This is a genomic window from Streptomyces fractus (assembly GCF_049844455.1).
GTDB classification, from domain to species: Bacteria; Actinomycetota; Actinomycetes; order Streptomycetales; family Streptomycetaceae; genus Streptomyces; species Streptomyces fractus.
This window is the reverse complement of record NZ_JBMYHI010000003.1, coordinates 21,470-45,012: the sequence shown is the minus strand read 5'-3', so window position 1 is coordinate 45,012 and position 23,543 is coordinate 21,470. Positions and strand designations below refer to the sequence as shown.

Genomic DNA, 23,543 nt, shown 5'->3' with positions numbered 1-23,543 from the left:
CTGGCACAATGGGACTGTGTCTGATACGGGTGACGAGCGTGAACTGATGGCGGCGGTGGCCGAGTTGCAGGCCGCCGAGGAGCGGGTCGCCGAGGCCCTGCGCGTATTCCTGGCGCGGGACCCGGTGACCGGACGCCCCGTGCACGGGCGGATCGGACGCGCCGCACAGCTGACGGGCTGGGGGGAGCAGCGGGTCAAGGAGACAGTCACCCCCGCACTCGCGGAACGACGCCGGGCCAAGCGGGACGGCAAGCACACGGGCGGCCGGCGGTGAGCGACTTCGACGCGATCGACTCCCTGCTCGCCTCCGTCACCCCGGAAGCCGACCTGCCCGAGCCGGCCGTACGCCGCGACCTGCGCGAACAAGCGGGCCTGTCCAAGGCACAGGTGGCCCGCACACTGGGAGTGGGCCCGTCCACCGTCGCCGGATGGGAAACCGGCCGCGACCCCGCCGGACAGACCCGCACCCGGTACGCCTACCTCCTGGACGGCCTGGCCGCGAAGCTCACCCCGCCCGCCGCCCCCGAAGCCGACCGCACAGAGCCGCCCGCCACCCCGAAGCCCCCCACGCCACCACCGGCCGACACCACTGACACCACCGACGCCACCGGCGGGGATGACGGGGACGACGTCGAAACCCTCACCACCCCCCAGCCCTGCGTCCTGTGCGGCACACCGGCAACGCAACGGGTGGCCGGCTTCCCCCAACACCTGGACCCCGCCGACTGCCGCACCACGGCACCCGAACAGGAGACCTCCGCCGCGGCGCAGCCCGCGCCCACGCCGCCCCCGGCCCGCCCTGCCGCCGCCCCCTCACGCGCACCACACCACAACCGCCCCAGCACCACCCCCCCGACCCGCCGCGCCTTCCAGCCCACAGACAACCCGGCCGGCCTCATCACCTCCGCAGTACAGACAGCCCTGACCGCCCACGCCGGCGACCTCGAAGCAGCCACCGCGGCACTGGTGAAAAAAGCGATCCCGGACGCAATGGCCCTGCTCGACGAAACCCGCAAGGGCGGCCGCTACGACGTCATCGCCCACCCCTGGCTGCCGGACATCCTCAAGAAGAAGTCCAAGCACGACGCCGACCAGATCTGGGAGGCCCGCCCCAAATGGACCCGGGCCGAACTGCCGCCCGGCACCCACGAGATCACCGCCCTCGACATCAACGGCGCCTACCTCTCCGCCCTCAAAACCCACCTGCCGATCGGCCAACTCGAACACTCCACCAACGGCCGCCACGACCGCCGCAGAGCCGGCGTCCACCTCATCACCCCACCCCACTGGCACCACGAGAACGTCCTGCCCAACCCGATCGGCCAGCGCGACGAACCCGGCCCCCTGTGGGTCACCGAACCCACCCTGCGCCTCCTGCTGCGCCTGTCCGGCCCCAAACACGGACTGTGCGAACCCCCGGTCATCCACGAGTCCTACACCTCCGGCGCCACCGAGGGACTGCTGGAGAAATTCCGCATCGCCCTCAAGGACGCCCGCGACACCGCCATCGCCCAGCAGGACGAGGTCACCCTCGAGTACGTGAAGGCCATGTACTCCAAGTTCGTCTCCACCATGGGAACCTCGACCTACAACCGGGAACTGAACCGTCCCGACTGGATGCACCTCATCCGCAGCCAGGCCTTCGCCAACCTCTGGATGAAAACCCTCAAGGCCCACGAGGAAGGCCTCACCGTGGTCCGCGCGATGGGCACCGACGAACTCCACGTCATCGGCGACTGGCGGCGTGTCTTTGACGAGGGCCGCGGCGTCACCGAGGTCAAAATCAAGGACATCTACACGGCGGGCGCGGCGGACGCCGCCCCCGAGGCGGGGGAGGGGGCGTAAGTGCCCGAGCGGAATCTGGAGTTCGGCAAGTTCGGCGCCCAGGGGATGAAGGGCCACGAGGCGGCGGCCCGCCAGCTCGACGCGCTCGCCGGCTTCATCGCCACCCCCGTCACCCAGCGCCGCGGCATGCTGGCTCGCCTGCACTACCTCACCCGCACCCCGCACGCGAAGGCCGCCGCCCGCGCGGCCGGCCTCACCATCTCCGACCGCACCCTCAAACGCTGGGCCGACGGCAAAGCCACCCCGTCCAAGAAGAGCCTGGCGCAGCTGGAGACCGTGTACGTACGGGTGCGCCGCCACAACGTGGCCCGCTACCTCGTGCAGCGCCTCAATCGCCAGGGCCGCGGTACCCGCGTCGAGTTCCACCCCCTCAACCAGTCCCAGGTCGCCCGCCCCCTCCAGCGTGACGTCTCCTTCCGCACCCTCAACGTCCGCCACTGGGACCGGACGGTCGAAGCCTGGGCGGCCGGCGACGGCCGGGCCATGGACAGGGCCTGGTTCGACGACATCACCGCCGACCTCGGCTCCGACTACGGCGCCTACGAGTACGTCATGAACATCGGCTTCGCCGCCTGAGCCCTTGTGGGATCTCAAATTCCGTGTCGGAATCTCACGGTCGATGTCGGATGGAAGTCGGATCCGACACCATGCTGAGACTCGCAGGTCGCAGTAGACAAGAGAGAGCGCGGTCAGTGGGCTGCTGCTTCTCTACGCTGGTGCCCACGTTCACTCATTGGGGGACTCCGTTGCCAGCGGGATGCCGCACCGCCAGCAGCCGTTCGCGTGGTCGTCCCCGCAGACGAAACCGATGCCACCATCCACGCACCATTCGGCGGCCTCCTCGGACAGCAGGTCGGGCCCGGCATGGAGCAGCCGACGGAGTTCCGTGGTGTCCGCGATGTCGGCCGGGCGGTTCGTGAACCATTCGTCGAACCAAGGCTTGTCTCGGTGCACGTTCCAGCGCGCATTCTCCCGGTCGTCGACAGCCGTAGTGAACCGACCGACGATGCGCCCCCAACTCGGAGTTCCGAACCAGCCGTTGTCGGACGCGCAGAAGAATTCGATCAGGGTTCGCAGGCCGAACGTCTTCTCGCGAAGGCAGTACGCCCGCCCCCAAGCGATCGCGTCCTGTGCCATCTCCGCGAGTTCTTCGCGCGGATCAGCCTTGTGCGCCGGGTCGTCAGGGTTATGGCAGGCCAGCCCGAGCTCGAGAACAGACTGCCCGGTCGGTAGAACCCGGGACGGGTCGACGATCGCGAGACCGAGACTGATCCAGTCGACATGTTCGAACGACAGCATCGAGCGCACGAGTCGGGTGGTTGCCGTGTTGATCCGCATCATTGTGCCGTCGTGGAGCGGGCTCTTCCCGGCATGCCAGTTCTCGACGGGTGTGTTGCGCCACACCGCGAGCGTGATGCGGGTGGCAGCGAGCCACAGCAGGGCGTCGTCGTCGAGGTGCCCGAACCGCTTGGCACACTCCTGGGCGCCGTAGGGGATCAACTCCTCCGGTTTCGGCCACCTGTGGCTGTCCGGCCCTTCAGGCCCTTCAGGCGCGTACTCGTAGTCGTCGGCGTACTCGTCGAGGATCGCGCTCAACTCGGCAGCGCTGTAAGCCTCGCTGTACTCGGAGCCGTCCGGCCCCTCGACGGTGTACATGTCGTGGTCCCAGGAGACGTACACATCGCGCCAGAGCACCACGTCATCGCACTCGCCGGCGTTGTCCGTAACAACCGGCCTGATGGTGATCGGGGCAGTACGCCCGTCGGTTCGCTCGCCGTCCTTCTCGGCGGCCCATGCGGTGATGACCCCGAGCGGCTTCGGAAGGAGAGGACCGACCTCGGTGATGCTGAACGTCTCGTCGTCGTCATCGGTGTCGAACCGGCTGTTGACGAACGCGACCGCCTCGGAGGGTGTGCTGACTATGGACTGGCTACCACTCTCGTTGTCAACCACTCGCCACAACGGGCTGTTCTTCACGAGGCTCTCCGATCGCGGTGAGTGCACCCGGGGCGGGTGCGATGTGCCGGGTCGCTCGGCACTGACTCCGATTATGGGCTGATCAGCCCATCCGTAGTCCCGAAAGGCGCTTGTTGGCGACAACGTTCGGTACACAGCAGAGTTCCGCAGCGGAGGAGGCGAAGATGGCGCTGAACAAGAAGGGTTCCCGGCGCATAACCGTTGACGGGATCGAGTACCGCTGGCGGATCCGCAGGAAGCTCTCCTACATGCAGGGCCTCTGCTGGACACCGCTGACCTACGCAGTTGAAGCGGCCAGCAGCAGCCAGCCGGGCATGACCTTGATCGTCACCAGCGGTCAGGCCCATCCCAGCAACTGGGCGGGCGTCGAGGCGGAGCCCATTCGTCCGGCTCACGTTGTTGCCAGCATTCGAGACGGGATCAAGGCTGGGATCCAACCTGGGTCGGTTCCCTTTCCAGCTCGACCGATCCGCAGGATTCATCGCCCAGTCATGAGGCAGAGCGGAGTAGGGCGGCGCCTCTGGCCCGGCATCATGGCCTGGTGACCACATGGATGCGCTGCTACTGGGACGAGGAAGACATCTGGTTCTACTTCGAGGTCGACGCCGAAGGCTGGGTGATCCGGCAGGTCGAACTCGAAGGGCCAGAGCTGATCCCGATCGCAGCCGCTTCCCTCGCCGAGTGGCTGCGGGCCCGCGACGCAGGCCGCCTCGGTGACTACGACAGCAGATTCGGGATCACCGCCGAGCTGCCCGTCTCGGAATGGGAAGGCCACGACCCCGAACAACTCACCTTCGAGGAGTTCGAGGACGTCTGGGGCCCTGCCCGTCAGCAGATCGCATCCCGGCCCAGCTGACCTCTCGGCGCCGCACTGGCTTCTTGGCATCATCGCGACATGCCCCCCGGCCCTTCCCCGCACCGTCCGAGCCGTCGACACCGCTCAGCTCCTGGACCTGGCCCAGGAGGCCGCCATGCATGGCTTCAGCCAGCGGCTCCCGGTCGACTGGCTACGAGAGCACCTCGCCACAGAAGCGACGCACTACCTGTTCCCGACACTCGTGCAGCGGCTCACGCATCGTCCCGAGGTGCCGCTGCAATGGAGGTGCCAGCAACTGCTGACCGTCAGCATTGGCGAGGAGATTTGGGGTCTCCTCGACGTCCTTCCCGACACCTTCGACAAGATCCCGGAGACCTTGGACACGGCGTCCAAGAAGGACATCGTCAACCGCATCGAGCAAGCAGTGAAGGTGCGGAAGTGGATGGAACGGACGGCCGCCGATGCAGGCTCATTAGGTCCGGCGCAGCCGGCTGGGCAGTCTGAGGAAATGACATAGATCTGAGACAGCCGCCTGCCGACACGTCGTGAGACTGGAGGGGAACGTCCAGGCCATAGCGCCGGCGCCTGACATCGAAAGTGAGAACCTACAGCCCTGGACATGACCGTCACGGAGCAGTGATCACGTCCTGTCCGTCGCTCGCTGCTCGTCGAGGTCGAACCCGAGCCGTTCGGTCAGCATCGCCACGTCCGTCCACAGCGCCACGGGCGTCAGAAGAGACCAGGGCCGACCGCGGGCCGGATCCTCAAGCAGCACGGTTTCCGTGTAGCCGTCGCTCCACTGCTCGCCGCGGAGCCCCTTACAGCGGTCACAGATGCAGGGCCAAGGCGCCGTTGCCTTCTGGAACACGGTCGTCGGCAGGTATCCGTTGCGCACCATCAGCTGCCGGGCGTCCTCCGGGTCGACAGCTCGTCCCGAGACCAAGGTGCCCCCCGAAGAGGATCGTGCGGCATCGCATCCCATCGCTGTGCCGTTCGGTGCCGACGTGGCCGCGGTGCCGGTGGCAGCCTACGGAGAGCGGCTGGCGATGCACGACGTTCACGCGGATACAAGAGAACACGGCGGACCCGCCGGGCACCCTCACGCAGCCGGGAGCCGAGCGGGCGCCCGCGACCCGCAAGTGCGGTGACGGGCCGGCAGCCCCGGGCGTGACGTTCGGGAGCCCGAAGCTCCGGAGGAATCAGTGGGACAGCGTCGACAGACGGACTGAATTGCGCTCTTGCGACGGGCAACCCGCGCCGAGAGACCGGCCCTTCGAGCACGCGATTTATCGCTCCTGGCCCGAATCCAGGGATCCTTTTCCACGGGATGCGCATGGCGGTAAAGAACCTTGTGAGCCAGAGCGTGAACGTCTTGTTCTGATCGTGATCCTGGCCAGTGCGGCCGTTTACTTCAAAACAGCCGCCCAGCCCGTCAGTCGGCTATGACGCTGATCTCTATGAGTTCCAATTCATGGCGTGTGCTGCTGTCCCCGATTACCAGCTGGAGGGCGGCATGGGCCGTCTACCGCAGCAGGCGCGGCATTTCCTTCGACTCCGCCTGGCGTCAGGTGCGCCTGGCCAGGCACCCGGACGAGCTGGTCTACCGGCAGTGGGGGCACACGGCACCGGACTTACCCGCCCAGCGCACGGGAGCGGAAAAAGAGGAGGGGAAAGGGGGTGAACCGCGGCCGCCCCACGTCGGCTGACCCCCGAAGGAATGCCCCGCGGGTGAGATGGAAGAGGCGGATGAAACGTGTGTGACTGGCGGGGTGGACCACCTTTCAGTCATCTTTGCCGACAGCTGATCTCGGTCGCGTCGGGCAGGTGAGAATTTCAAGCATTGCCGAAACCGGTCCTATACCAGGGGGAGTTCATGACAGACCTCGGCGCCTTATCCACCATGCTCGGCGCAGGACTACCGGCCACCTTCACGTTCCTCTACCAGCGCCTGGACAACCTGCTCAACCGGCGCGCAGCACCCGAGACGGAGCTGGACGGCCACATCCTGCGCGGCGAACTGAGCCTGCCGCTCGCCGCTGACGAGACCGAGCTCACTCACCGGCGCAGTGATCTGGACCGGCTGCGCGACCTGTTGCACGTTTACCGGCAGCACCCGCAGACGGTGGACGTCGCGGACGCCGGGTTGCTGCGCCTGCTGGGCGAGCTGCGCGGCGTCCTCGAAGAAATCTACGGACAGCGCCTGACGTTCGTGGGCGAAGAGGACCGGGAGCCCTCAGGGAGCTACGCACGTCAGAAGAGCGAGACCGTGCGCGGCAAGATGACCGGGATCGACGCCGACACCCCGAACGGCCACCTGACATCCATCCAGGACGTCACCACGGTCGAGGAGACCGGCGACGTCGTCGGGATCCGGATCCGGGACGGGAGGAATACCCCCGGCTCCTTTCGCTGACCCGCCACGCCCCGTTCCCGGCCGGCCCCGAGGAGAGCCCTTCGTGACGTCTGAACCCTCATCGAACCAGCACCAGCCGCCCTCCGCCGACGGACACCTTGCAGGCCAACATGGTGTCGACCCCGCACATCCGCCCGCTCCCGACGGTCCGCCGCCGGCCCCCGTCCCCGACGGTCCGCCGTCGGGCACAGCAGCCCCGCCCGCCCCCACCGGACTGGCGAGCTTCCCGGACGATGCAGCCCTGCGGCCCGAACGTGCCGAGTCCTACGCCGCGTGGCGTTCGCTCCTGCGCATCGGCACCAACAACGGGCTCGCGATCGGCACGCTCATCCAGCGAAGCATCAACAGGCTGCGCGGCATCCCGCTCACCAGGAAAGAGATCGACGACTGTCTGCGCACCTATGTCCCCCGCCCCGACGACGAGACCGCGATCACGAAGATCCTCGATGATCGGCGGATCGTCGTCCTGACCGGCGCGGACGGCAGCGGCCGCTTCACCACCGCACTGCAGATGCTGCGGCACCGGGTGGGTGACACCATCCGCCAGGTCAGCCGAGAACCCGGTGCCCCTTTCGATGTCGCCGGACTGACCGAGAAACACACAGGCTGGATCCTGGACCTGCGGGCCGAGGCGCCGCCCGCGGGCTTCGGCCGTGAACTCGATCACGACAGCAACGAGTTGCCCGAGGGGGCGTTCCTCGTCGTGCTGATGAGCGCGACCGCCTGGACCAGGTGCGGCCAGAGCGCGGAGGGCCTGGTGCACGAGGTCGCCGGACCGCCGCCCGCGGAGGTCCTGGCCAAGCTCCTCGAACCCGCTCCGCTCCTCATCGACCACGACACATGGACCGACCACTCGGCCATCACCGGAGGGATCAAGAACCTGCTGCCGGGACAGGTCGCCGCCTGGGCCGGCGCCATCGTCACCACCGAGGAGGTCGAACGCGACGCGGGCCGGCTCACCACAGCAACTGCCCATGACCGGGAGTACATTGACCGACTCGTAGGCAGCGTCGTCAAAGCGGCAGAGAACTGGCGCAGCACACTCCTGGCCTGGCACAACGAGTATCAGGACAGCGACTACCGCAACTTCCTGCTGACGGCCGCGGTCCTGGAGGGAGCGGCCTCGCAGAGCGTCTACGAGGCCTCCGCCAGCCTGGCCGCCGACTTCGACGAGGACCCCGACCCGCGCCCCGGCCAAAAGGGCCTGGGTGTCATCGCGCTGGCCGACGCCGCCGACGCCGATCTGCTGCCCAACGGCACGATCCGCTTTCGGCACCACAACAAAGCCGAAGCGGTCGTCGATTACTTCCTCGACGACCGTCCCCACCTGCTCAAGCAGTTCACCACCTGGACCGCCGCCCAAGTCGGCAGCCTCGAGGACGCCCAGGCCTCCCGCCTCCTCGCACAGCGGGTCAGCCACTGGACCGTGCGCTACACCGCCCGGCACCGCACCGTGCGGCTGTTGAAAGAGCTCAGCGAGCAGTGGTCCACCACGCAACAGCAGGCAGCCTGCGACATGCTCGTGCTGGCCGCCCTCGACGACCACGCCGGAACCCTCGTGCGCAACGCCCTGCGCAGATGGGCCCGAGGCGAAGCCGGAACGCTCAGCGACCCCTTCACCATCGTGCTCATACGAGCCTGCCGCCGCCTGATCGACGTCCACCCCACCAGCATGCTCAGCCGCCTCACCGAACTGGCCTCCTCCACCATCACCGCCGACGGCGCCCGCAGCGACGAAGTCACCGAAACCATCAGCCAGACACTGAACACCCTGTGGGACCAGGACGGCCAACGCCGTGCCATCCGCAGGCAGCTTAGCCAGTGGGCAGACGCCACGAACCGGTCTCAGCAGCAAGCCGCGCGCGACACCTTCGCCCACCTCGCTCAACGCCGCGGCCCCGCCGGCCCCTCTCTCCTGACCGACACGGACCGCGACCTCACCTGGCTCGCCGGCATGTGGCGCAACGCCCTGCCCACGCACGGCGAACCGCCGCACAGCGTGATCGAGGCCTTCGGCCACTGGATGCAGGCCGCCCTGGAACACCCTTCCCTGACCGACACCATCGAGCAGATCTTCCGCCAGGCCGTGCACGCGGACCACGACCCCTACTACAGCGGCAGCCGCCTCGTCGCCATGCAAAAGCTTCTCTTCAGCTGGGCCCCCACACCGGCGCCCACACACCAGGTCGGAGAAGCACTGCACCTGCGCGACCGCTACCTCGCAGCCCTGCAGAAGCAGGATCCCGCCGCGCCGCCGGAGCCCCATGCGCCGCAGAGCTAACCCTGCCGGCTGGCCAACACCGCGCACCGGCCCTCTCACCCCCACCGGCCACCCGCTGCCGAGCAGCACGCCCGGCTACCGCTTCGACGCCCGCCTCGAGGGGCGCTGGGAGGAAACACCCAGCGCCCGCCCCCACCACAACCCCGGCCAGGCGGCCCTGCACCACGTCCTGACCCTCGCCCGCCCCGTCACCGGCGCCTATCCGCTCACCGACGTCCTCGCCGCACAGGCCCACCTCAACACCGTGCTGGGGACCGCCCACGACCTCGCGGACACTCCCGTTCGCCTCCTGTGGGCCGACGTCCGGCTCACCGTGAGCGAGCCGGACCGTGCCGCAGCCACCGCACTGCAACGACGTCAATACGACGAGGCCCTGCACGCACAGGCCCAGCGCCAACGTCTGCAGGCGGCACGAGAACTCCACGAACAGCTCGTCACCACACCGACGCTGGCCGTGGCCTACTGGCTCACCCAACACCCCGACTCCGCCAAGGACAGCATCCACACCCTCGAGGAGCTCACCCGCCAGATCACGGCCTACGCCCCGGACAACGCCTGGGTCCAGGTCGCACACGTCCTGCAGAGCTTCGTGCACGATCTTGCCGCCGACCAGCGCGAGAACCTCGTGCGAAGCCTCGCCCAGATCGTCCTGCGCTACGACCAGCCCGATCTGGCCCAGCAGTTGCAGCACACCGCAGCCGGCCTCGCGAGCACGAACGGCCAGAGGCCGGCTCCCCGTGCGCCGTGAGCTCAGGGCTCCGCGGGGGAGGGCGTGCGGGGGCATGTGCCGACCTCGTGGCAGCGGCCCGACTCGGCACCGGGCCGACCGGACCGGCGCAGCCATCCCGGCGGAGCCCGTCAGGGCGGGTACGCCGGTTGGTGAAGGTCCCGGATCCGTCCGTTGCGGCCCGGAAGAGGCAGGCCATACCCGGGGTTCGGACTTCGAGGGGCGCTCGGCATCCGCCGGGTGACCTTCTCGTGGATCCGCCCACGGCAGCGAAGGCCGGCCAGGTGCGGCGTGCTGCGGGGACGGATGCCAGGGACACCCACGGGACGTGCAGGGCGTCGCGGCTGCGTCACCGCCCGGACCGCTGAGACGGGCCTCCGGCGGGAAGGGCGGGCGCAACTCGTGTGATCTGCTCGAGTGCCAGAGGTGCCGCCCATCGAGTCAACCCTCATGCGCAGCTTGAGTGATCCCTCGGCCTCCCCTTCACCCCGCCGGGCTCCGTGGATGGGGACGTGCGCTCGGTGGCCCGGCCGGAGTACGGCAGTTGCCATGTGACCTCGGCCTCCGGCGGGGTGCGGCGCCAGGAGGAGATCAGACGCGAGGCGGTCAACTGGTCGAGCAGATCGCTGAGCTGATGGGACGTCTGTGCGCACAGATGCATGAGGAGGTCCATCTCGGCCGTGCCGGTTCCGTCGGGGCGGGTGTGCGCGGCCACGGTGAGCGCAGCGAGCTGGACGGCGCCGGGCAGCGCGCGCGGGACGGCGGGTCGGCAGAGGGGGTGCAGGGCCCAGTGTGCTGCGCGGGCGCGCTGCGGGCGGTGCGACTGGGTCTGCACCGCCGGGTCGAGGAGGCGGACCTGCACCGGACCGCGGCCCACAGTGCGCTGCAGCCAGCCGGTGTACTCCAGCTCCTCCCACGGCTCCGTGTGCCGGTGCAGCCGCATGCCGCGCAGCAGCCCGTGGGGCAGGCTCGCTTCTCCGTGACCGTTTGCGCGCAGGATGCACTGCAGGGCCAGCAGCCGGGCCGTGGGGGAGCAGTACCGGGGGAGTGCGGTGGCCAGATAGGCGAGCATCTCCCGCACCCGTGCCTGGGCATCGATGCGGGCGGATTCGCGATCCTGGGGCGGCCTGGCCGTACGGAGGGGCAGGCGGCTGTCGCGGGGGCCCTGGGTGTCCTCGGGGACAAGGGCGGTATGGGCGGTGACGGCGGCGCAGGCGGTGCAGACGTCGGCCAGACGCCAGCGGAAGCCGCCGCCCTCTCCGGTGAGAGCGAGCCGGACCGGGCCATGACAGCCACGGAGGCGCCGGTGCCAGTTGCAGCCCCGCTCCCGGCACTGGCACGTCCGCAGATGTGCCGGCAGCGCCCCGTTGCGTGCATGCCGCGCCAGATGGGCCAGTGCGGACCTGCGCGCGCCACCGGCGGCCACCGCCTCACCGGGCGAGGGGCAGTGGGAGCAGCTCAGCACCGGGCCGTGCCGGTGCGAGCGCACCTCTACCGTCCACACCCGCTGCACCGTGTCATGGGTCAAGAGCCTCATTGGGCCCGCAGTCTCCGTTCCTGTCCTGCGCCGCGGGCCCGGGCCTCGCGCCGTCGAATGTCACCCCTTCACTAGCAAAAAGTGCAGATCTCTGCACTGACGGGGCAGAGGTCTGCACCATCGGATGGTGGGGTGACGATCTTCCCGCCCGACCCCGACCTCAACGCGCTGCGCATCGAGCTCGCGCGCCTGCGGGGTGAACGCGGGTGGACCTACGACGAACTCGCCGGCCGCACCGGCCTGTCCCGCCGCACCGTCATCGACCTGGAACACGGCCGCACCACCGGCAGCATCACCACCTGGCACACGCTCGCCCACGCCTTCGACGTCCCCCTCGACCAGCTGCTCGGCGCCCTGTGCTCCGACTACACCCCGCCCGGCACCCCCCGGTCCTGATGTGCCTGGACCGCCCTATAAGGGGCCGGTCAGTGTCACCCGAAAGAGCGAGCAGCGGGCGCACGGCAGCTCGCCAACCGAACGGGCGTTTCCCCGGGTTGGGCCGAACGCGGTACCCCTGCCACCCATGTGTGGCCGCGGCCCGCAACCGCCTGGCACCGTCGCGGCCATGCGCCCCCACCCCACCGCCCGAACCCCGGATACCGGCTCCCGCCGACCGCGCCACCTGTCCTGCACCACCCTCCACAGCACCGGCGGCCTGCCGCGCACCGGCCGCTGCCGCCGCTGCGGCAACCCCGTCGCCTGGCACCCCCGCCGCCACCAGCAGCACATCGCCCTGCACCCGGCCGAACTGCCCACCGCCCACGTGCCCGCGTCCTGGCGCTGGCACCTCAGCAGCGGCATCGCCCACCCCCACGCCGGCGGCCAGGCCTGGTGCCGCATCCCGCACACCGCCCTGTGCCCGGCCCGCACCACACCCCCCGACACGGGCCGCCGACTCGGCGAGCTGCGCCGCCAACTCGCCCTGCGCAGCCGCCGCCTCATCGACACCGCCGCCTTCACCCCACGGGCCGCGCCCACCCGCCCCTCCGCCCCTGCCGAGATGCGCCCGGTGGTCCAACTCCTCCTGGGCCGCTACCTCGCCGACGATGCCCTCGAACGCATCCGCTGCACCGCCCGCCCCGAACCGGGCTCCCGGCGCTGCCCGCACCCGGTGCTAAACCCACAGGCCCCGGCCGGAGTCTGGCGGCTGCTGCCCCTCGGCCATGAACACGGAGCGGCCACCGCGGCGAGCCGGCTCCTGGCCGTCTACGACCTCACCCGGGCCCCGACCGGTGAACAGCACCGCTGGCGTGCCCAACTCTGCCCCCACCACGCCACCGCCCGCCCCGACCTGACGGCGACCGGCTGGCAGGTCTTCGCCCCACACCGGCACGCCGCCCACATCCGCACCCGCCTCCCGCACGCCGACGCCCCCACTCCGGCATGACCACCCGCCACCACGCGCTGGAGATCGCCCTCACCCGGCCGCTGACCCCCGGCGAACTCCAACGGGCCGCCCAGGTCTGGCCTCTGGCCGCCGACCCCACACGCCGCCGCCTCATGGCCGTCTGCCGTGCCTCCAGCCCCGGCCGGGCCGCCCGCCGACTGTGCCACCGGCTCGACGCCCACCTGCCCATCGACGTGATCACCACGCACTACCCCGATGCGTACGGCCGGCTTCTGCTCACCGTCCGCCTCCCACCGGCTGCGGACTCCGCCCTGCGCGCGACCGCCCGCCGCGCAGGGCACGCGCCCAGCCGCCACCTCGAAATCGCCCTGCACCGCGCCCTGGCCGCCCACGCCCGCCAGGAGGACCACCGCGTCGAGACAGCGGTACGTCACCTGCTCGACGGCACCACGCCCGCCCGGCTCCTGGCCGCCGTCGCCCACGCCCTCACCCCGCCCCAAGGACCCACCGAGTGAACCCCACCGACGAACAGACAGCCGCCGCCGACGCCTTCAGTAACGGCGAGCACCTGTCCCTGCAGGCCGGCGCCGGCACCGGCAAGACCAGCACCCTCGCCCTGCTCGCCCACAGCACCCCGCGCAGCGGCCGCTACCTCGCCTACAACCGGACCATTGCCGCCGACGCCCGCACCCGCTTCCCCTCGACCGTCACCTGCAAGACCGCCCACGCTCTCGCCTTCGCCGCCGTCGGCCACCGCTACACCCGCCGTCTCAACGCCCCGCGTCGCCCCGCCTGGGTGACCAGCCAGGCCCTTGGCCTGACCAGACCGCTGCGCATCGGCAGCCGAGAGATCTCCCAACGCGCCCTGTCCAACGCCGCCCTGCGTACTGTCGCCCACTACTGTCACAGCGCCGACACCACCCTCACCAAGCGCCACGTTCCGCGCCTGCGCGGCCTCGAGGACCCCGGTCATCACGCCGAACTTGCCGATCACCTCGTGCCGTTCGCCCAGCGCGCCTGGATCGACCTGCAGCACTTCGACGACAGCGCGGTCCGCTTCGACCACGACCACTACCTCAAGATCTGGGCTCTGACCCGGCCGCGTATCGACGCCGACTTCCTCCTGTTGGACGAGGCACAGGACACCAACCCCGTCGTCGAACAAGTCTTTCTCGCCCAGCGCGAGCACGCCCAGCTCGTCATGGTCGGCGACTCCGCCCAGGCCATCTATCACTGGCGCGGTGCCAAAGACGTCATGGCCGGCTTCGACGGCTCCCACATCACCCTCACCCAGTCGTTCCGCTTCGGTCCCGACCTGGCCGCCGAGGCCAACCGCTGGCTCGCCCTCGCCGGCGCCCCGCTCCGGCTGAGGGGCACCGACACCGTCCCCACCGAACTCGGCCCCGTGCAGCGGCCGGATGCGGTGCTGTGCCGCACCAACGTCGGTGCCATGGCCCAGGTCATGCAGTTCATGTCCGCCGGATTCCGCGTCGCGCTGGCCGGCGGCGGCCAGAGCCTGAACGCCCTGGCGCAGGCCGCCAAGGACCTCAAAGAGGGACGCCGCACCCACCACCCGGAACTGGTGCTGTTCACCACGTGGGGCGACTTGCAGGACTACGCCGCACACGACCCCAGCGGCCGGGATCTGCAGCCGCTGGTCGATCTCGTCGACGCTCACGGTCCCGACGCCATCCTGGCCGCGGTTGCCCGCCTTGTACCGGAAGATTCTGCCGATATCACTGTTTCCACCGCTCACAAGGCTAAAGGCCGTGAATGGGCCTTGGTGAAGATCGCCGATGACTTCGAACCGCGGGTCTCGGCCGACGGGGGCGATTCCCCGCCGCCTGCCGCATCGCCCCCCATCGATGACGGCGAAGCCCGCCTTGCGTACGTCGCCGTTACTCGCGCCCGTTCCCGTCTGGATCGTGGGGGACTTGCCTGGGCCGATGACACTTCGAGCACGGCCTTGCTGCAAGACCACCGCTGAACCAGCGTTGGGTGAGCAGGGCGCATCCGGGGCCGCTCTGCGTCCGCCGCCATCGCGGCTGGTGGTGCCCTTTGCCGCCACAGTGCCGTGATCCACGACTGCGTCCGCATCCGGGCAGCCGAAGGCGCGGTCGTGACGATCGCGCACCGGCTGTCCAGGGTCATCGACGCGGACACCGTCATCGTCATGGAGAGCGGCGGTATCCGCGCCCGGGGCCCCACGGGCACGTGCTGGTACCGATGTGCTCCACGGCGAACTCGTCTCCGCCCTGCACATCTCGGAGAGCCAAGCCGCGACGCTCGCCTGACCCATCCACGGGCATGCTCATCGTGCCGGTGGCCGCGATCACCAGGAACCTGGTGATCGCGGCCACCCTACTGGTGCCTTATCGAGGCCGAGATGGCGTCGGCGTGCTCGCGAACCAGCGGCGCGTATTGCGTACGCATGTCTGCCGCCGACATACGTGCGGCGTTGACCGAGATGTTGAGGGCCGCGGTCACGCCGCGACGGTCGCGGACGGGGGCCGCGATCGACCGGACCCCTTCCTCCCGTTCGCCGTCGATGACGGCGAACCCGTCTCTGCGTACCTGCATCAAAGCCTCGCGCAGCAGCTCGGGGTCCGTGATGGTGTGTGGCGTGAGCGGCTTGAACTCTGCCTCGGCGAGGTAGGCGTTGAGTTCCGCGTCCGGCAACGCGGCCAGCAGGACCCGGCCCAGCGAGGTCGGGTAGGCCGGCAGGCGCGAGCCGATGTTCAGGGTGAGGGCCACGCTGCGCGGACTCGGGACGCGCGCCAGGTAGACGATCTCGTCGCCGTCCAGCGTCGCGAGCGACGAGGATTCCTGTGTGGTGTTCGACAGGCTGCGCATGTGCGGCTCCGCGTACTCCCACCACGGGGACGCGGAGAGGTAGCCGTAGCCCAGGCGCATCACCTTTGAGGTCAGCCGGAACCGGCGGTCCTCCTGGACCGCGAAACCCAGCCGAGTGAAGGTGAGCAGCACCCGGCGGACGGTGGCCCGGGTGAATCCGGTCATCGCGGAGGCCTGGCTGATGGTCAGTTCCGGGTACTCCGCGGAGAAAGCCATCATGATCTTGAAGGCCTTGTCGACGGAATCGATGACATCCGGGTCTTCCCGTGACACTCCTGGCTCTTTCCCTTGGTCGGTCCGCCCCTGCCCGGGGCGGACGCCTGTGCTGAGCCCTCAATCTACCCGGCCCCCGCGTACCGCGGCCCGAACGTGCGCTCGGGCCGCGATGCGCGGGGGCCACTGGCATCAGACGCGCGGGAAGTCGAAGCACTCCGAGGGATTGTCGACGAGGAGCCGCCTGCGATCGGCCTCACGGGGCGCGATGACACCCAGCAGATCGACCAGGTCCCCGTCGTCGGGCACGAACCCGTGGGTGTTCGGGTGGGGGAAGTCGCTTCCCCACACCACGCGTTCCGGTGCGCTGCGCAGCAGCAGCCCGGCCAACCGCGCGGAATCGCTCATGTCCGGCGGCGCGGTGGCCAGGCGGTCGGCGCCGCTCAGCTTGACCCACGTACGCCCGGACTCCAGCAGCCGGAGCAGAGCCTGCACCGACGGGGAGTTGAGCCCCCGCTGCAGGTCGACCCGTCCCATGTGGTCGATGACGACCTGCAGCGGCAGCGAGCGCACGGCCTCCTCGTGCTCGGCGAGACCGTCCCCGGTGACGTGCAGCGCGATGTGCCACCCGTAGGGGCGCACCAGGTCGACGATGGCGGCGATCGTCTCCGGCGAGGGCGGGGGACCCAGATGCGAGGCGAAGTGCAGCCGGGTGCCCCGCACTCCGGCCGCGTGCAGTCGCTCGACCTCGGCCGGAGCGGTGTCCGGCCGGACCAGTGCCACGCCCCGGTAGCGGCCCGCGCCCTCCTCGAGCGCAGCTACGAGGGAGGAGTGGTCGGCGCCGTGCGCGGCCGACTGGACGATCACCGCCCGGCTGAAGCCCAGCAGGCCATGCAGCTTCTCCAGGTCGGCGAGCGGCGCCTCGGGCGGGGTGAAGGTGCGGTCGGGGGCGTAGGGGAAGCGGTTGGTGGGCCCGAAGATGTGGCAGTGGGCATCGCACGCACCGGCGGGCAGCGCGATCGTCGGCGGGTGCGGGTCGGGATGCGGCCCGGGATTGGACGGTGTACTCATCGGCGGTTCCAGCTCATTGTCGTTCCGCAGCAGCCCGGCGGACTGCCTGCAGGGGATGGCGCGGGGTCAGTCGCAGCGTGCGGTCATGCCGCCATCCACCACCAGCTCGGTGCCGGTGACGAATCGCGCCTCGTCGGAGGCGAGGAAGAGTGCGGCGTGCGCGGTGTCCCTGCCGTCCCCCATGAAGCCCAGCGGAATGCGCGACTGGCGCTGGGCGAGCAGGGCGTCCACGTCACCGCCGGCACGCTGCCCGGCGAGCCGGGCCTCCACCATCGGGGTGTGGAGCTGGCCGGGCACCACCGTGTTCACGCGGATGCGGTCGGGGGCGTGCTGCACCGCCACCACCTTCGACAGCTGGATGACCCCCGCCTTCGCCGAGGCGTATCCGACCTGGGCAGAGCCGGTCCAGCGCAGCCCGGAGGTGGACGCCACGTTCACGATGGCACCGCCGTCACCCTGTTCACGCATGACCGGGATGACGTGCTTGCAGCCCAGGTACACGCTGGAGAGGTTCGTGTCGAGCTGCGTCTGCCAGGCCTGTTCGTCCAGTTCGACGGGGCCGCCATGGCGGGAGCCGCCGACATTGTTGACCAGGATGTCGACCCGTCCGAACGCTGTGCGCGCCGCCTCGACCATGCCCGCCACCGCGACAGAATCCGTCACGTCGCAGGTGCGCGCGACGGCGGTGCCGCCCTCGTCGGCGATCATCTTCAAGGTCGGCTCCAGCGGGGCGGCATCGCGGTCCACGACCAGAACCTTCGCGCCCTCGCGGGCGAAGATCACAGCCGTGGCGCGCCCGTTGCCCCAGCCGGGGCCGGCACTTCCTGCACCGGTGACGATCGCGACCTTGCCTGCAAGGCGACCACTCATGCTGCGGCTCCGTTCTTGTTGCCCGCTGCGGGGGCTGAGGAAGTGTCGGAATGGGCGTCCGGGCGGCCGACGTGCAGGGCCACGAGGAACCGGGAGACCAGGTTGTAGGTGCCGATCGTCGCAGTGAGCTCGACGAGCTGGCGGTCGTCGAAGTGTGCGCGCACCATCTCGAAGACGGCGTCGGGGACGTCGATGGCCCGGGTCATGGCGTCGGTGTAGGCGAGGACGGCGTGCTGCACGGCGCTGAGCGGGGCGAGTGCGGGGTCGGCGTCGACGCGCAGGGACTCGGTCTGCTCGGGGGTCATCCCGGCCCGGTGCGCGACCGGCTCGTGCGCGTTCCACTCGTATGCGGCGCCGTTGAGCGCCGCAACGCGCAGGATGGCCAACTCCCTCAGGTCGTCGGGAAGCTCAGCCTGGGTGCGGATCGCACCCAGCAGGCTGTTCCAGCCGTCGGCCACGGGCGGGCTGTGCAGCAGCATCAGGTCCAGGGGAGTGAGGCGACCGCCTCGACGTTCACGGATCCGTTCGGTGACGTCACTGTCGCCGTTGTGGGGGGCCAGGCGTGTCATTGGTGCGACTTTCCTTTCGCGTCATGGTCTTTGGAGCAGATGTGGATCAGGGGGCCTGCGCGCCGTGGACGCGACGGGCGAACGCCGCGATCGCCTTGCCCATCGCCGTCGGCTGTTCAGGAGCGAGCGCGTGTCCGGCGTTCTTGATGACCTGGACGGTTACCCGGTCGCCCAGCATGGGTTTGAACACGTGGGGGACCACGACGGCGTCGAACTCGGCCTGCAGGTCGAGCATGGGAACGTCGCCGCCGGCGAAGTAGGCGTCGACGGGCGTCACATTGCGCGCGTGTGCCTGTGCGTCGTGTGCCATGGGGTACCACCCGTCCAGCCACGGCCGGGGGTTGTGGCCTGGTGCAAAGAAGGCCTGCTTCAGGTACTTGAGGCGCTGTTTGTCGGAGAGTGTCAGATCTCCGGACCCGTCGATGGCTTCGCGGTTTCTGCCGTACGGCTTTTCCTTCGAGTCCGCAGGCAGCTTCCCGGCCGACGCGGCGGCCATCACCAGTCCGGACACCAGTTCCGGGCGGTCCTCGGCCAGCATCCGGGCGGGCTGGCTGCCCCAGGCGTGGCCCACGACCACGGCCGGTCCGGCCTTCTCGTGGTCCAGGACCGCCGCGACGTCCGCCGCGAAGTCGTGCATGTCCAAGCCGTCCATCGGCCCCTCGCTGCGGCCGATGCCCCGGGGCTGGGGGCGCAGCACGCGGAACCCGGCGTCCGCCACGATCGGCGCGACCTTGTCGTAGTCCTCGGCTCCGCGGCCCAGGGAGGGCAGGATGGCGACGGTCGGCCCCTTGCCCTGGCTGATCGTCTCGATCCGGACCTTGCCGCGTGTGATGACGGTGCGGGTCTCCTTGGTGTTTGTCCGCTCCGGCGTCGCCTCGGCCGAGGTGGTGTCGGTCGAGGTGCCGCACGCCGCGGTCGTCGCCGACGCGACGGCCAGGAGGACGAAGTTCCTTCGGTTCACGGTGCTTTCCCCTTCATCGAACGGAACGGACGCGCCGGGTCAGGACGCATTGCCGGCAGGCGTCGGGAGGTCGTCGCGGGAGAGATCGGCTGCGGTGCCCTTGTCGCTCGCCGGGTCGGCTGCCGGCAGCTTGCGGTCGAGGACGGCACGGGCGCGGTCGACGTCGAGGACGCGTTCCCAGCGGGAGACGATCAGGCTGCCCATGATCTGTCCGGAGAGGCTGACCAGCCCGCGCATGGTCGACAGGAACCGGTCGATGCCCAGGATCAGCATGATTCCGACGACCGGCACCGTGCCCGTGCTCGACAGGGTGGCCGCGAGAATGACGAACCCGGCGCCTGCGACCCCCGCACTGCCCTTGGAAGTGATGATGAAAACGGCCAGCAGCCCGATCTGCTGCCACAGCGTCAGGTCGACGTTGAAGGCCTGGGAGATGTAGAGCGAGGCGAAGCCGAGGTAGAGGCAGACGCCGTCGCCGTTGAAGGCGTACCCGGAGGGGACGACCAGGCTGACGATCCGCTTCGGTGCGCCGAGGTTCTCCAGCTTGCGCATCAACTGCGGCATCACGACCTCGTAGTTGGAGGTTCCCAGGGTGATGAGCAGTTCGTCCTTGAAGTGCCGGTAGAGCTTGAGGATGCGCAGTCCGCAGAGGCGGGCGATGATCCCGAACACCACGAGGCAGAAGACGATGCCGGTCGCCCAGAACAGGACGATGACGCCGCTGAGACTGGCGAGCGTGGAGATGCCGAACTTGCCGGTGGTGTAGGCCATGGCGCCGAAGGCGCCGAGCGGGGCCAGGTACATCACGAGCTTGACGACGCCGAAGGTGGCGTCGCCGACGCGGGCGATGCCCCGGACCAGTGGCTCGCCCCGTGCACCGAGTGCCTTGATCGAGATGGCGAACAGGATCGCGATGAGCAGGACCTGCAGCACGTTTCCGTCGGTGAACGCGCTGACGACGCTGTGCGGAATGATGTTGACCAGGAAGCTGTACCACTGCTGGTTCTCGCCGGTCTGGAGGTACTCCTTGGCCGACCCCGACAGGTGCAGTGCGTTCGGGTCGGCGTTGAGGCCGCGGCCGGGCTCGAAGACATCCATCACGATCAGTCCGGCGATCAGCGCGATCGTCGTGACGACTTCGAAGTAGACCAGGGCCTTCACCCCGACGCGCCCCACCGCGGTCAGTTCGCCGGCGGATGCGATGCCCGTGACGATCGTGCAGAACACCACGGGTGCGATGAGCATTTGGATCAGCGAGATGAAGCCGGTGCCGATCGGTTCGAGTGAGGCTCCGACCCCGGGTGCGATCAGGCCGAGGGCGGCCCCGAGGACGATCGCGACAAGGACGGTCACGTACAGCTTTTTCGTAAAGGCGCTGTGCAACAGCGGTCGCAGCGGCATCGTCGTCTCCATTGACTGTGCGACAGGCGTACATTCGTGCGTCGGACGTACAGACCTTCGGGGGTGTTGGCCGGGATGTCAACCCCCGAGTTCAATCCGGGGTGCCTCGGACCCGCTCCTGAACAGCACAAATGCGCCCCTCGCCGGTGAGGGGCGCATTCGGTGAGACGGGGCTGCCGCCGACGCTCGCCGTCGGCTACAGGCTGGGAAAGTCCTGCTGTACGTCGCTGCCGGCGGCCCGGAGCTCCGGCTCGTGTTCTCGGATGCTGGCGGCGCGCTGGACATGGGCCGCCGTCAGCTCGCCCGCCGCCGCCGCGTCCCCCCGGATGACCGCGTCGAGGATGAGGTCGTGATCGTGCTGCAGCTCGGCGGTGTGCTGTGCCGTCCAGATGGTGGCAGTCGGGGTGAAGCGCACCCACAGGGCGTCGACGTACTGGACGACCAGCGGAGACGACTGCTGGTAGATCGCAAAGTGGAAGTCGCGGTTGAGGACGGAGAGTTCGGCCGCCGTCGCTTCACCGCTGCGCTGCGCCTCCGCCAGGAGGGCGTGCCGCTCCTTGATCTGCTCCAGGCCGGCGGGCGTCATGCGCTCCACGGCCATGGCCGCCGCCGTGCGTTCCACCGAGGCCCGCAGTCGGTACAGGTCGCGGGCCGTGTCCGGCGTCATCTGGCGGACGGAGGCGCCCTTGTGCGGGGAGTAGGTGATCACGCCGTCCGCCTCGAGCTTGCGCAGGGCCTCGCGCACCGGGGTGGGGCTGACGCCGTAGCGCTTGGCCAGCACGGTCTGCTTGATGAGCTCGCCGGGGCGGATGACTCCGTTGGCGACATCGTCGCGGATGCGCTCGGTGACGTAGTCGGTCCTGCTCATCGGCGGCGCGACGCCGCTGTCGTCCCGGACCATCGAGCTCCTCGGCATGGGGCCGGCCTCAACCGGCACATGATCTTTTGCGGGTCATTTGCAGGTCAATAATGTACAGCCTGTAGAAGAGATCTTTCGGTGAAGGGCTTCATGGAGACCCTTCGGTCCCTGTCCGCCGGAGCCGGCCGGCGACGCCTCACGAGGGAACCCCTGGCGGCGCATCCTGGAACCCTAGACAACACTCTATAGACTATGTAGCCTCCGCCGCATTGGAAGCGCCGACGTGGCGCGGCTCACGCCGTGCCCGGGGCGCGCCCCTCTCAGAGCCGAGAGTCTGGAGACTGCATGACCGAGCAAGCACGGCTGACGTGGGACGTAGCGGAATGGGTCGTCAGCCGGCAGCGGACAGCGCTGCCCACAGATCTTGATCACCACGTGCGGCGGATGATCCTCGATCATCTGGCCGGCGTGGTCGCCAGCTCCGTCGGTCCGGTCTCCGCCGCTGTCGCACAGCACGCCGCACGTGCCTACCCCGGCCAGGCCGCCACCGCCATCGGGCACGGCCGCCTCTCGCCGCTCGGCGCGGCCGTCGTCAACGGCACCAACGGGCACGGCATCGAGGCCGACGAGGGCTACACCCCCGGCAGCATGCACCCCACCTCGGTCGTCCTGCCCGCCGTGTTCGCCGTGGCGCAGGAGCGCGGAATCGACGTGGCCGAGCCGGAGCGCGTGCTCATCGCCGCCGCGGTCGGCATGGAGCTGGCCTGCCGGATCGCCGCCGCCGGCCACCCGGCCACCCGGCACCGCCACTTCCACAACACCCCGCTCGCCGGAGTCCTCGGCGCGGCCGCCGCCGTGAGTGCGCTGCTGGACCTGGACGCGACCGGCGTCGCCAACGCCCTGGGCATCGCGGCCTCGCACGCCGGGGGAGTGTTCGAGTTCCTCAGCGGCTCCGCCGACGTCAAGCGGCTGCACCCCGGCAAGGCCGCCCGCGACGGCATCGTCAGCGCGGACCTGGCCCAGGCCGGGCTGACCGGCCCGACGACCGCCCTCGAAGGCAAGGACGGCTACTTCGCCGCCTTCGCCGGCACCCCCGGAACCGACTGGTTCCCCGGCATCGTCCGCGACGGCCTCGGTGAGCGATGGGTGCTGCTGGACACCTACGTCAAGCCCTATCCCTGCTGCCGCCACTTGCACGGAGCCATCGACGCGGTCCTGGCGCTGCGCTCCCAGCACACCATCGACCCGGCGACGGTCGAGGAGATCCACGTCGGCACGTTCAAGATTGCCACCGGGCACGCGGGCACCGATCTCGATACCGTGCTCCAGGCCCAGCTCAGCATCCCCTACACCGTCGCGGTCGCGCTGCTGCGCGGAGCGGTCACGCTGACCGACTTCGACGCCGAGAGCCGGGCCGATGCCACCGCGCAGGAGCTGGCCGGCAAGGTCGTCGTCGCGCTCGATGCGGACGCCGACGCCGCCTACCCCAAGACCGGCCGTCCCGCCGAGGTGACGATCGTGCTGAAGGACGGCAGCCGTCTCACGCACCGGGTCCAGCACCCGTACGGCGAGCCCGCCAACCCGCTGCCCGACGTGGCACTGGAGGAGAAGGTACGGAACCTGGTCGTGCCGGTGATCGGCGACGAGGGCGCCGAGGCCCTCATCAAGGCCGCCTGGGGTTTCAGCGGCCTTGCCTTCCTCGACGACATCGACCGCGCCGTCCGCGAAGGCAACGCCCGCGGCCGGCACGCAGCCCACGACGCCACGCAGCGCGCGTGACCGCCAGGTGACCCAAGGAGTG

24 protein-coding genes are annotated in these 23,543 nt (G+C 69.7%); 14 read left to right on the top strand and 10 right to left on the bottom strand.

The features are described 5' to 3' along the window. The first annotated feature begins 16 nt into the window (after positions 1 to 16). Genes ACP4E5_RS45750 through ACP4E5_RS45740 form a run of 3 tightly spaced genes read left to right on the top strand, consistent with a single transcriptional unit; the run spans position 17 to position 2,421 of the window. The gene (locus tag ACP4E5_RS45750; RefSeq protein WP_425842352.1) at positions 17 to 274 is read left to right on the top strand and encodes a hypothetical protein; all 258 of its coding nucleotides are present in this window, start codon (positions 17 to 19) and stop codon (positions 272 to 274) included. Next, positions 271 to 1,845 (top strand): helix-turn-helix domain-containing protein, encoded by a 1,575-nt coding sequence (locus tag ACP4E5_RS45745; protein WP_425842349.1) that lies wholly within the window; start codon positions 271 to 273, stop codon positions 1,843 to 1,845. The genes ACP4E5_RS45750 and ACP4E5_RS45745 overlap by 4 nt, the downstream gene beginning before the upstream one ends. Further along, positions 1,846 to 2,421 carry a transcriptional regulator gene (locus ACP4E5_RS45740; protein ID WP_425842346.1) on the top strand — a complete coding sequence of 192 codons (576 nt, stop codon included), beginning with the start codon at positions 1,846 to 1,848 and terminating at the stop codon, positions 2,419 to 2,421. It abuts the gene before it with no gap. A 150-nt stretch (positions 2,422 to 2,571) separates the two neighbouring features. Here ACP4E5_RS45740 and ACP4E5_RS45735 read toward each other — a convergent pair whose 3' ends face one another. Beyond that, the gene (locus ACP4E5_RS45735) at positions 2,572 to 3,822 is read right to left on the bottom strand and encodes a hypothetical protein (protein WP_425842343.1); all 1,251 of its coding nucleotides are present in this window, start codon (positions 3,820 to 3,822) and stop codon (positions 2,572 to 2,574) included. 164 nt (positions 3,823 to 3,986) lie between these two features. On the opposite strand from ACP4E5_RS45735, the gene ACP4E5_RS45730 reads away from it, so the two are divergent. The 3 genes from ACP4E5_RS45730 (at position 3,987) to ACP4E5_RS45720 (ending at position 5,156) form a co-directional block, all read left to right on the top strand. Continuing rightward, complete coding sequence (locus tag ACP4E5_RS45730; RefSeq protein ID WP_361471367.1) at positions 3,987 to 4,367, top strand: hypothetical protein; 381 nt, start codon at positions 3,987 to 3,989, stop codon at positions 4,365 to 4,367. An 8-nt stretch (positions 4,368 to 4,375) separates the two neighbouring features. Continuing rightward, positions 4,376 to 4,678, top strand: coding sequence for a hypothetical protein (locus tag ACP4E5_RS45725; RefSeq protein ID WP_425842374.1), 303 nt, complete (start codon positions 4,376 to 4,378; stop codon positions 4,676 to 4,678). 115 nt (positions 4,679 to 4,793) lie between these two features. Beyond that, a complete protein-coding gene (locus ACP4E5_RS45720; protein WP_018533546.1) occupies positions 4,794 to 5,156 on the top strand; it encodes a hypothetical protein in 363 nt (120 codons plus the stop codon). A gap of 123 nt (positions 5,157 to 5,279) precedes the next feature. Here ACP4E5_RS45720 and ACP4E5_RS45715 read toward each other — a convergent pair whose 3' ends face one another. Beyond that, positions 5,280 to 5,582: a hypothetical protein gene (locus ACP4E5_RS45715; protein WP_425842339.1), complete on the bottom strand. Its 303-nt coding sequence runs from the start codon at positions 5,580 to 5,582 to the stop codon at positions 5,280 to 5,282. Between the two features lie 930 nt (positions 5,583 to 6,512). Here ACP4E5_RS45715 and ACP4E5_RS45710 point away from each other — a divergent pair. Genes ACP4E5_RS45710 through ACP4E5_RS45700 form a run of 3 tightly spaced genes read left to right on the top strand, consistent with a single transcriptional unit; the run spans position 6,513 to position 10,081 of the window. Next, a complete protein-coding gene (locus ACP4E5_RS45710) occupies positions 6,513 to 7,052 on the top strand; it encodes a hypothetical protein (protein ID WP_026246429.1) in 540 nt (179 codons plus the stop codon). Positions 7,053 to 7,095: 43 nt separating this feature from the next. Further along, positions 7,096 to 9,333 carry a hypothetical protein gene (locus ACP4E5_RS45705; protein WP_425842337.1) on the top strand — a complete coding sequence of 746 codons (2,238 nt, stop codon included), beginning with the start codon at positions 7,096 to 7,098 and terminating at the stop codon, positions 9,331 to 9,333. Beyond that, entirely contained in the window at positions 9,317 to 10,081 is a 765-nt protein-coding gene (locus ACP4E5_RS45700; RefSeq protein ID WP_425842334.1) for a hypothetical protein, read from the top strand. Before ACP4E5_RS45705 ends, ACP4E5_RS45700 begins: the two co-directional genes overlap by 17 nt. 427 nt (positions 10,082 to 10,508) lie before the next feature. Here ACP4E5_RS45700 and ACP4E5_RS45695 read toward each other — a convergent pair whose 3' ends face one another. Then, positions 10,509 to 11,597, bottom strand: coding sequence for a hypothetical protein (locus tag ACP4E5_RS45695; RefSeq protein WP_425842331.1), 1,089 nt, complete (start codon positions 11,595 to 11,597; stop codon positions 10,509 to 10,511). Positions 11,598 to 11,729: 132 nt separating this feature from the next. On the opposite strand from ACP4E5_RS45695, the gene ACP4E5_RS45690 reads away from it, so the two are divergent. From ACP4E5_RS45690 to ACP4E5_RS45675, 4 genes are all read left to right on the top strand, one after another. Continuing rightward, positions 11,730 to 11,993, top strand: a complete 264-nt coding sequence (locus ACP4E5_RS45690) for a helix-turn-helix transcriptional regulator (protein WP_425842328.1) — start codon at positions 11,730 to 11,732, stop codon at positions 11,991 to 11,993. A gap of 169 nt (positions 11,994 to 12,162) precedes the next feature. After that, positions 12,163 to 12,984, top strand: coding sequence for a DUF6083 domain-containing protein (locus tag ACP4E5_RS45685; protein WP_425842325.1), 822 nt, complete (start codon positions 12,163 to 12,165; stop codon positions 12,982 to 12,984). Further along, on the top strand, positions 12,981 to 13,460 hold the full coding sequence (locus ACP4E5_RS45680; RefSeq protein ID WP_425842322.1) for a hypothetical protein: 480 nt from the start codon (positions 12,981 to 12,983) through the stop codon (positions 13,458 to 13,460). Before ACP4E5_RS45685 ends, ACP4E5_RS45680 begins: the two co-directional genes overlap by 4 nt. Beyond that, positions 13,457 to 14,932 carry a UvrD-helicase domain-containing protein gene (locus tag ACP4E5_RS45675; RefSeq protein ID WP_425842319.1) on the top strand — a complete coding sequence of 492 codons (1,476 nt, stop codon included), beginning with the start codon at positions 13,457 to 13,459 and terminating at the stop codon, positions 14,930 to 14,932. The genes ACP4E5_RS45680 and ACP4E5_RS45675 overlap by 4 nt, the downstream gene beginning before the upstream one ends. 374 nt (positions 14,933 to 15,306) lie before the next feature. Here ACP4E5_RS45675 and ACP4E5_RS45670 read toward each other — a convergent pair whose 3' ends face one another. The 7 genes from ACP4E5_RS45670 to ACP4E5_RS45640 form a co-directional block, all read right to left on the bottom strand. Next, positions 15,307 to 16,071 carry an IclR family transcriptional regulator domain-containing protein gene (locus tag ACP4E5_RS45670; protein WP_425842316.1) on the bottom strand — a complete coding sequence of 255 codons (765 nt, stop codon included), beginning with the start codon at positions 16,069 to 16,071 and terminating at the stop codon, positions 15,307 to 15,309. Positions 16,072 to 16,203: 132 nt separating this feature from the next. Then, positions 16,204 to 17,082: an amidohydrolase family protein gene (locus ACP4E5_RS45665; RefSeq protein ID WP_425842313.1), complete on the bottom strand. Its 879-nt coding sequence runs from the start codon at positions 17,080 to 17,082 to the stop codon at positions 16,204 to 16,206. Between the two features lie 66 nt (positions 17,083 to 17,148). Then, entirely contained in the window at positions 17,149 to 17,952 is an 804-nt protein-coding gene (locus tag ACP4E5_RS45660; RefSeq protein WP_425842311.1) for an SDR family NAD(P)-dependent oxidoreductase, read from the bottom strand. After that, positions 17,949 to 18,521 (bottom strand): carboxymuconolactone decarboxylase family protein, encoded by a 573-nt coding sequence (locus tag ACP4E5_RS45655; RefSeq protein ID WP_425842308.1) that lies wholly within the window; start codon positions 18,519 to 18,521, stop codon positions 17,949 to 17,951. Before ACP4E5_RS45655 ends, ACP4E5_RS45660 begins: the two co-directional genes overlap by 4 nt. Before the next feature lie 46 nt (positions 18,522 to 18,567). Then, positions 18,568 to 19,482, bottom strand: a complete 915-nt coding sequence (locus ACP4E5_RS45650; protein WP_425842305.1) for an alpha/beta fold hydrolase — start codon at positions 19,480 to 19,482, stop codon at positions 18,568 to 18,570. A 39-nt stretch (positions 19,483 to 19,521) separates the two neighbouring features. After that, the gene (locus ACP4E5_RS45645) at positions 19,522 to 20,883 is read right to left on the bottom strand and encodes a cation:dicarboxylate symporter family transporter (RefSeq protein WP_425842302.1); all 1,362 of its coding nucleotides are present in this window, start codon (positions 20,881 to 20,883) and stop codon (positions 19,522 to 19,524) included. Between the two features lie 196 nt (positions 20,884 to 21,079). Beyond that, positions 21,080 to 21,784, bottom strand: coding sequence for a GntR family transcriptional regulator (locus ACP4E5_RS45640; protein ID WP_425842299.1), 705 nt, complete (start codon positions 21,782 to 21,784; stop codon positions 21,080 to 21,082). Positions 21,785 to 22,087: 303 nt separating this feature from the next. Here ACP4E5_RS45640 and ACP4E5_RS45635 point away from each other — a divergent pair, with 303 nt between their 5' ends. Beyond that, positions 22,088 to 23,521 carry an MmgE/PrpD family protein gene (locus ACP4E5_RS45635; protein ID WP_425842296.1) on the top strand — a complete coding sequence of 478 codons (1,434 nt, stop codon included), beginning with the start codon at positions 22,088 to 22,090 and terminating at the stop codon, positions 23,519 to 23,521. Positions 23,522 to 23,543: the final 22 nt, after the last annotated feature.

Bases quoted from the DNA above. Each gene is read 5' to 3' on its own strand.
- ACP4E5_RS45730 (WP_361471367.1), top strand. From the start codon at position 3,987: ATGGCGCTGAACAAGAAGGGTTCCCGGCGCATAACCGTTGACGGGATC.
- ACP4E5_RS45725 (WP_425842374.1), top strand. From the start codon at position 4,376: ATGCGCTGCTACTGGGACGAGGAAGACATCTGGTTCTACTTCGAGGTC.
- ACP4E5_RS45720 (WP_018533546.1), top strand. From the start codon at position 4,794: ATGCATGGCTTCAGCCAGCGGCTCCCGGTCGACTGGCTACGAGAGCAC.
- ACP4E5_RS45710 (WP_026246429.1), top strand. From the start codon at position 6,513: ATGACAGACCTCGGCGCCTTATCCACCATGCTCGGCGCAGGACTACCG.
- ACP4E5_RS45700 (WP_425842334.1), top strand. From the start codon at position 9,317: ATGCGCCGCAGAGCTAACCCTGCCGGCTGGCCAACACCGCGCACCGGC.
- ACP4E5_RS45695 (WP_425842331.1), bottom strand. From the start codon at position 11,597: ATGAGGCTCTTGACCCATGACACGGTGCAGCGGGTGTGGACGGTAGAG.
- ACP4E5_RS45685 (WP_425842325.1), top strand. From the start codon at position 12,163: ATGCGCCCCCACCCCACCGCCCGAACCCCGGATACCGGCTCCCGCCGA.
- ACP4E5_RS45680 (WP_425842322.1), top strand. From the start codon at position 12,981: ATGACCACCCGCCACCACGCGCTGGAGATCGCCCTCACCCGGCCGCTG.
- ACP4E5_RS45665 (WP_425842313.1), bottom strand. From the start codon at position 17,082: ATGAGTACACCGTCCAATCCCGGGCCGCATCCCGACCCGCACCCGCCG.
- ACP4E5_RS45660 (WP_425842311.1), bottom strand. From the start codon at position 17,952: ATGAGTGGTCGCCTTGCAGGCAAGGTCGCGATCGTCACCGGTGCAGGA.
- ACP4E5_RS45655 (WP_425842308.1), bottom strand. From the start codon at position 18,521: ATGACACGCCTGGCCCCCCACAACGGCGACAGTGACGTCACCGAACGG.
- ACP4E5_RS45645 (WP_425842302.1), bottom strand. From the start codon at position 20,883: ATGCCGCTGCGACCGCTGTTGCACAGCGCCTTTACGAAAAAGCTGTAC.
- ACP4E5_RS45640 (WP_425842299.1), bottom strand. From the start codon at position 21,784: ATGGTCCGGGACGACAGCGGCGTCGCGCCGCCGATGAGCAGGACCGAC.
- ACP4E5_RS45635 (WP_425842296.1), top strand. From the start codon at position 22,088: ATGACCGAGCAAGCACGGCTGACGTGGGACGTAGCGGAATGGGTCGTC.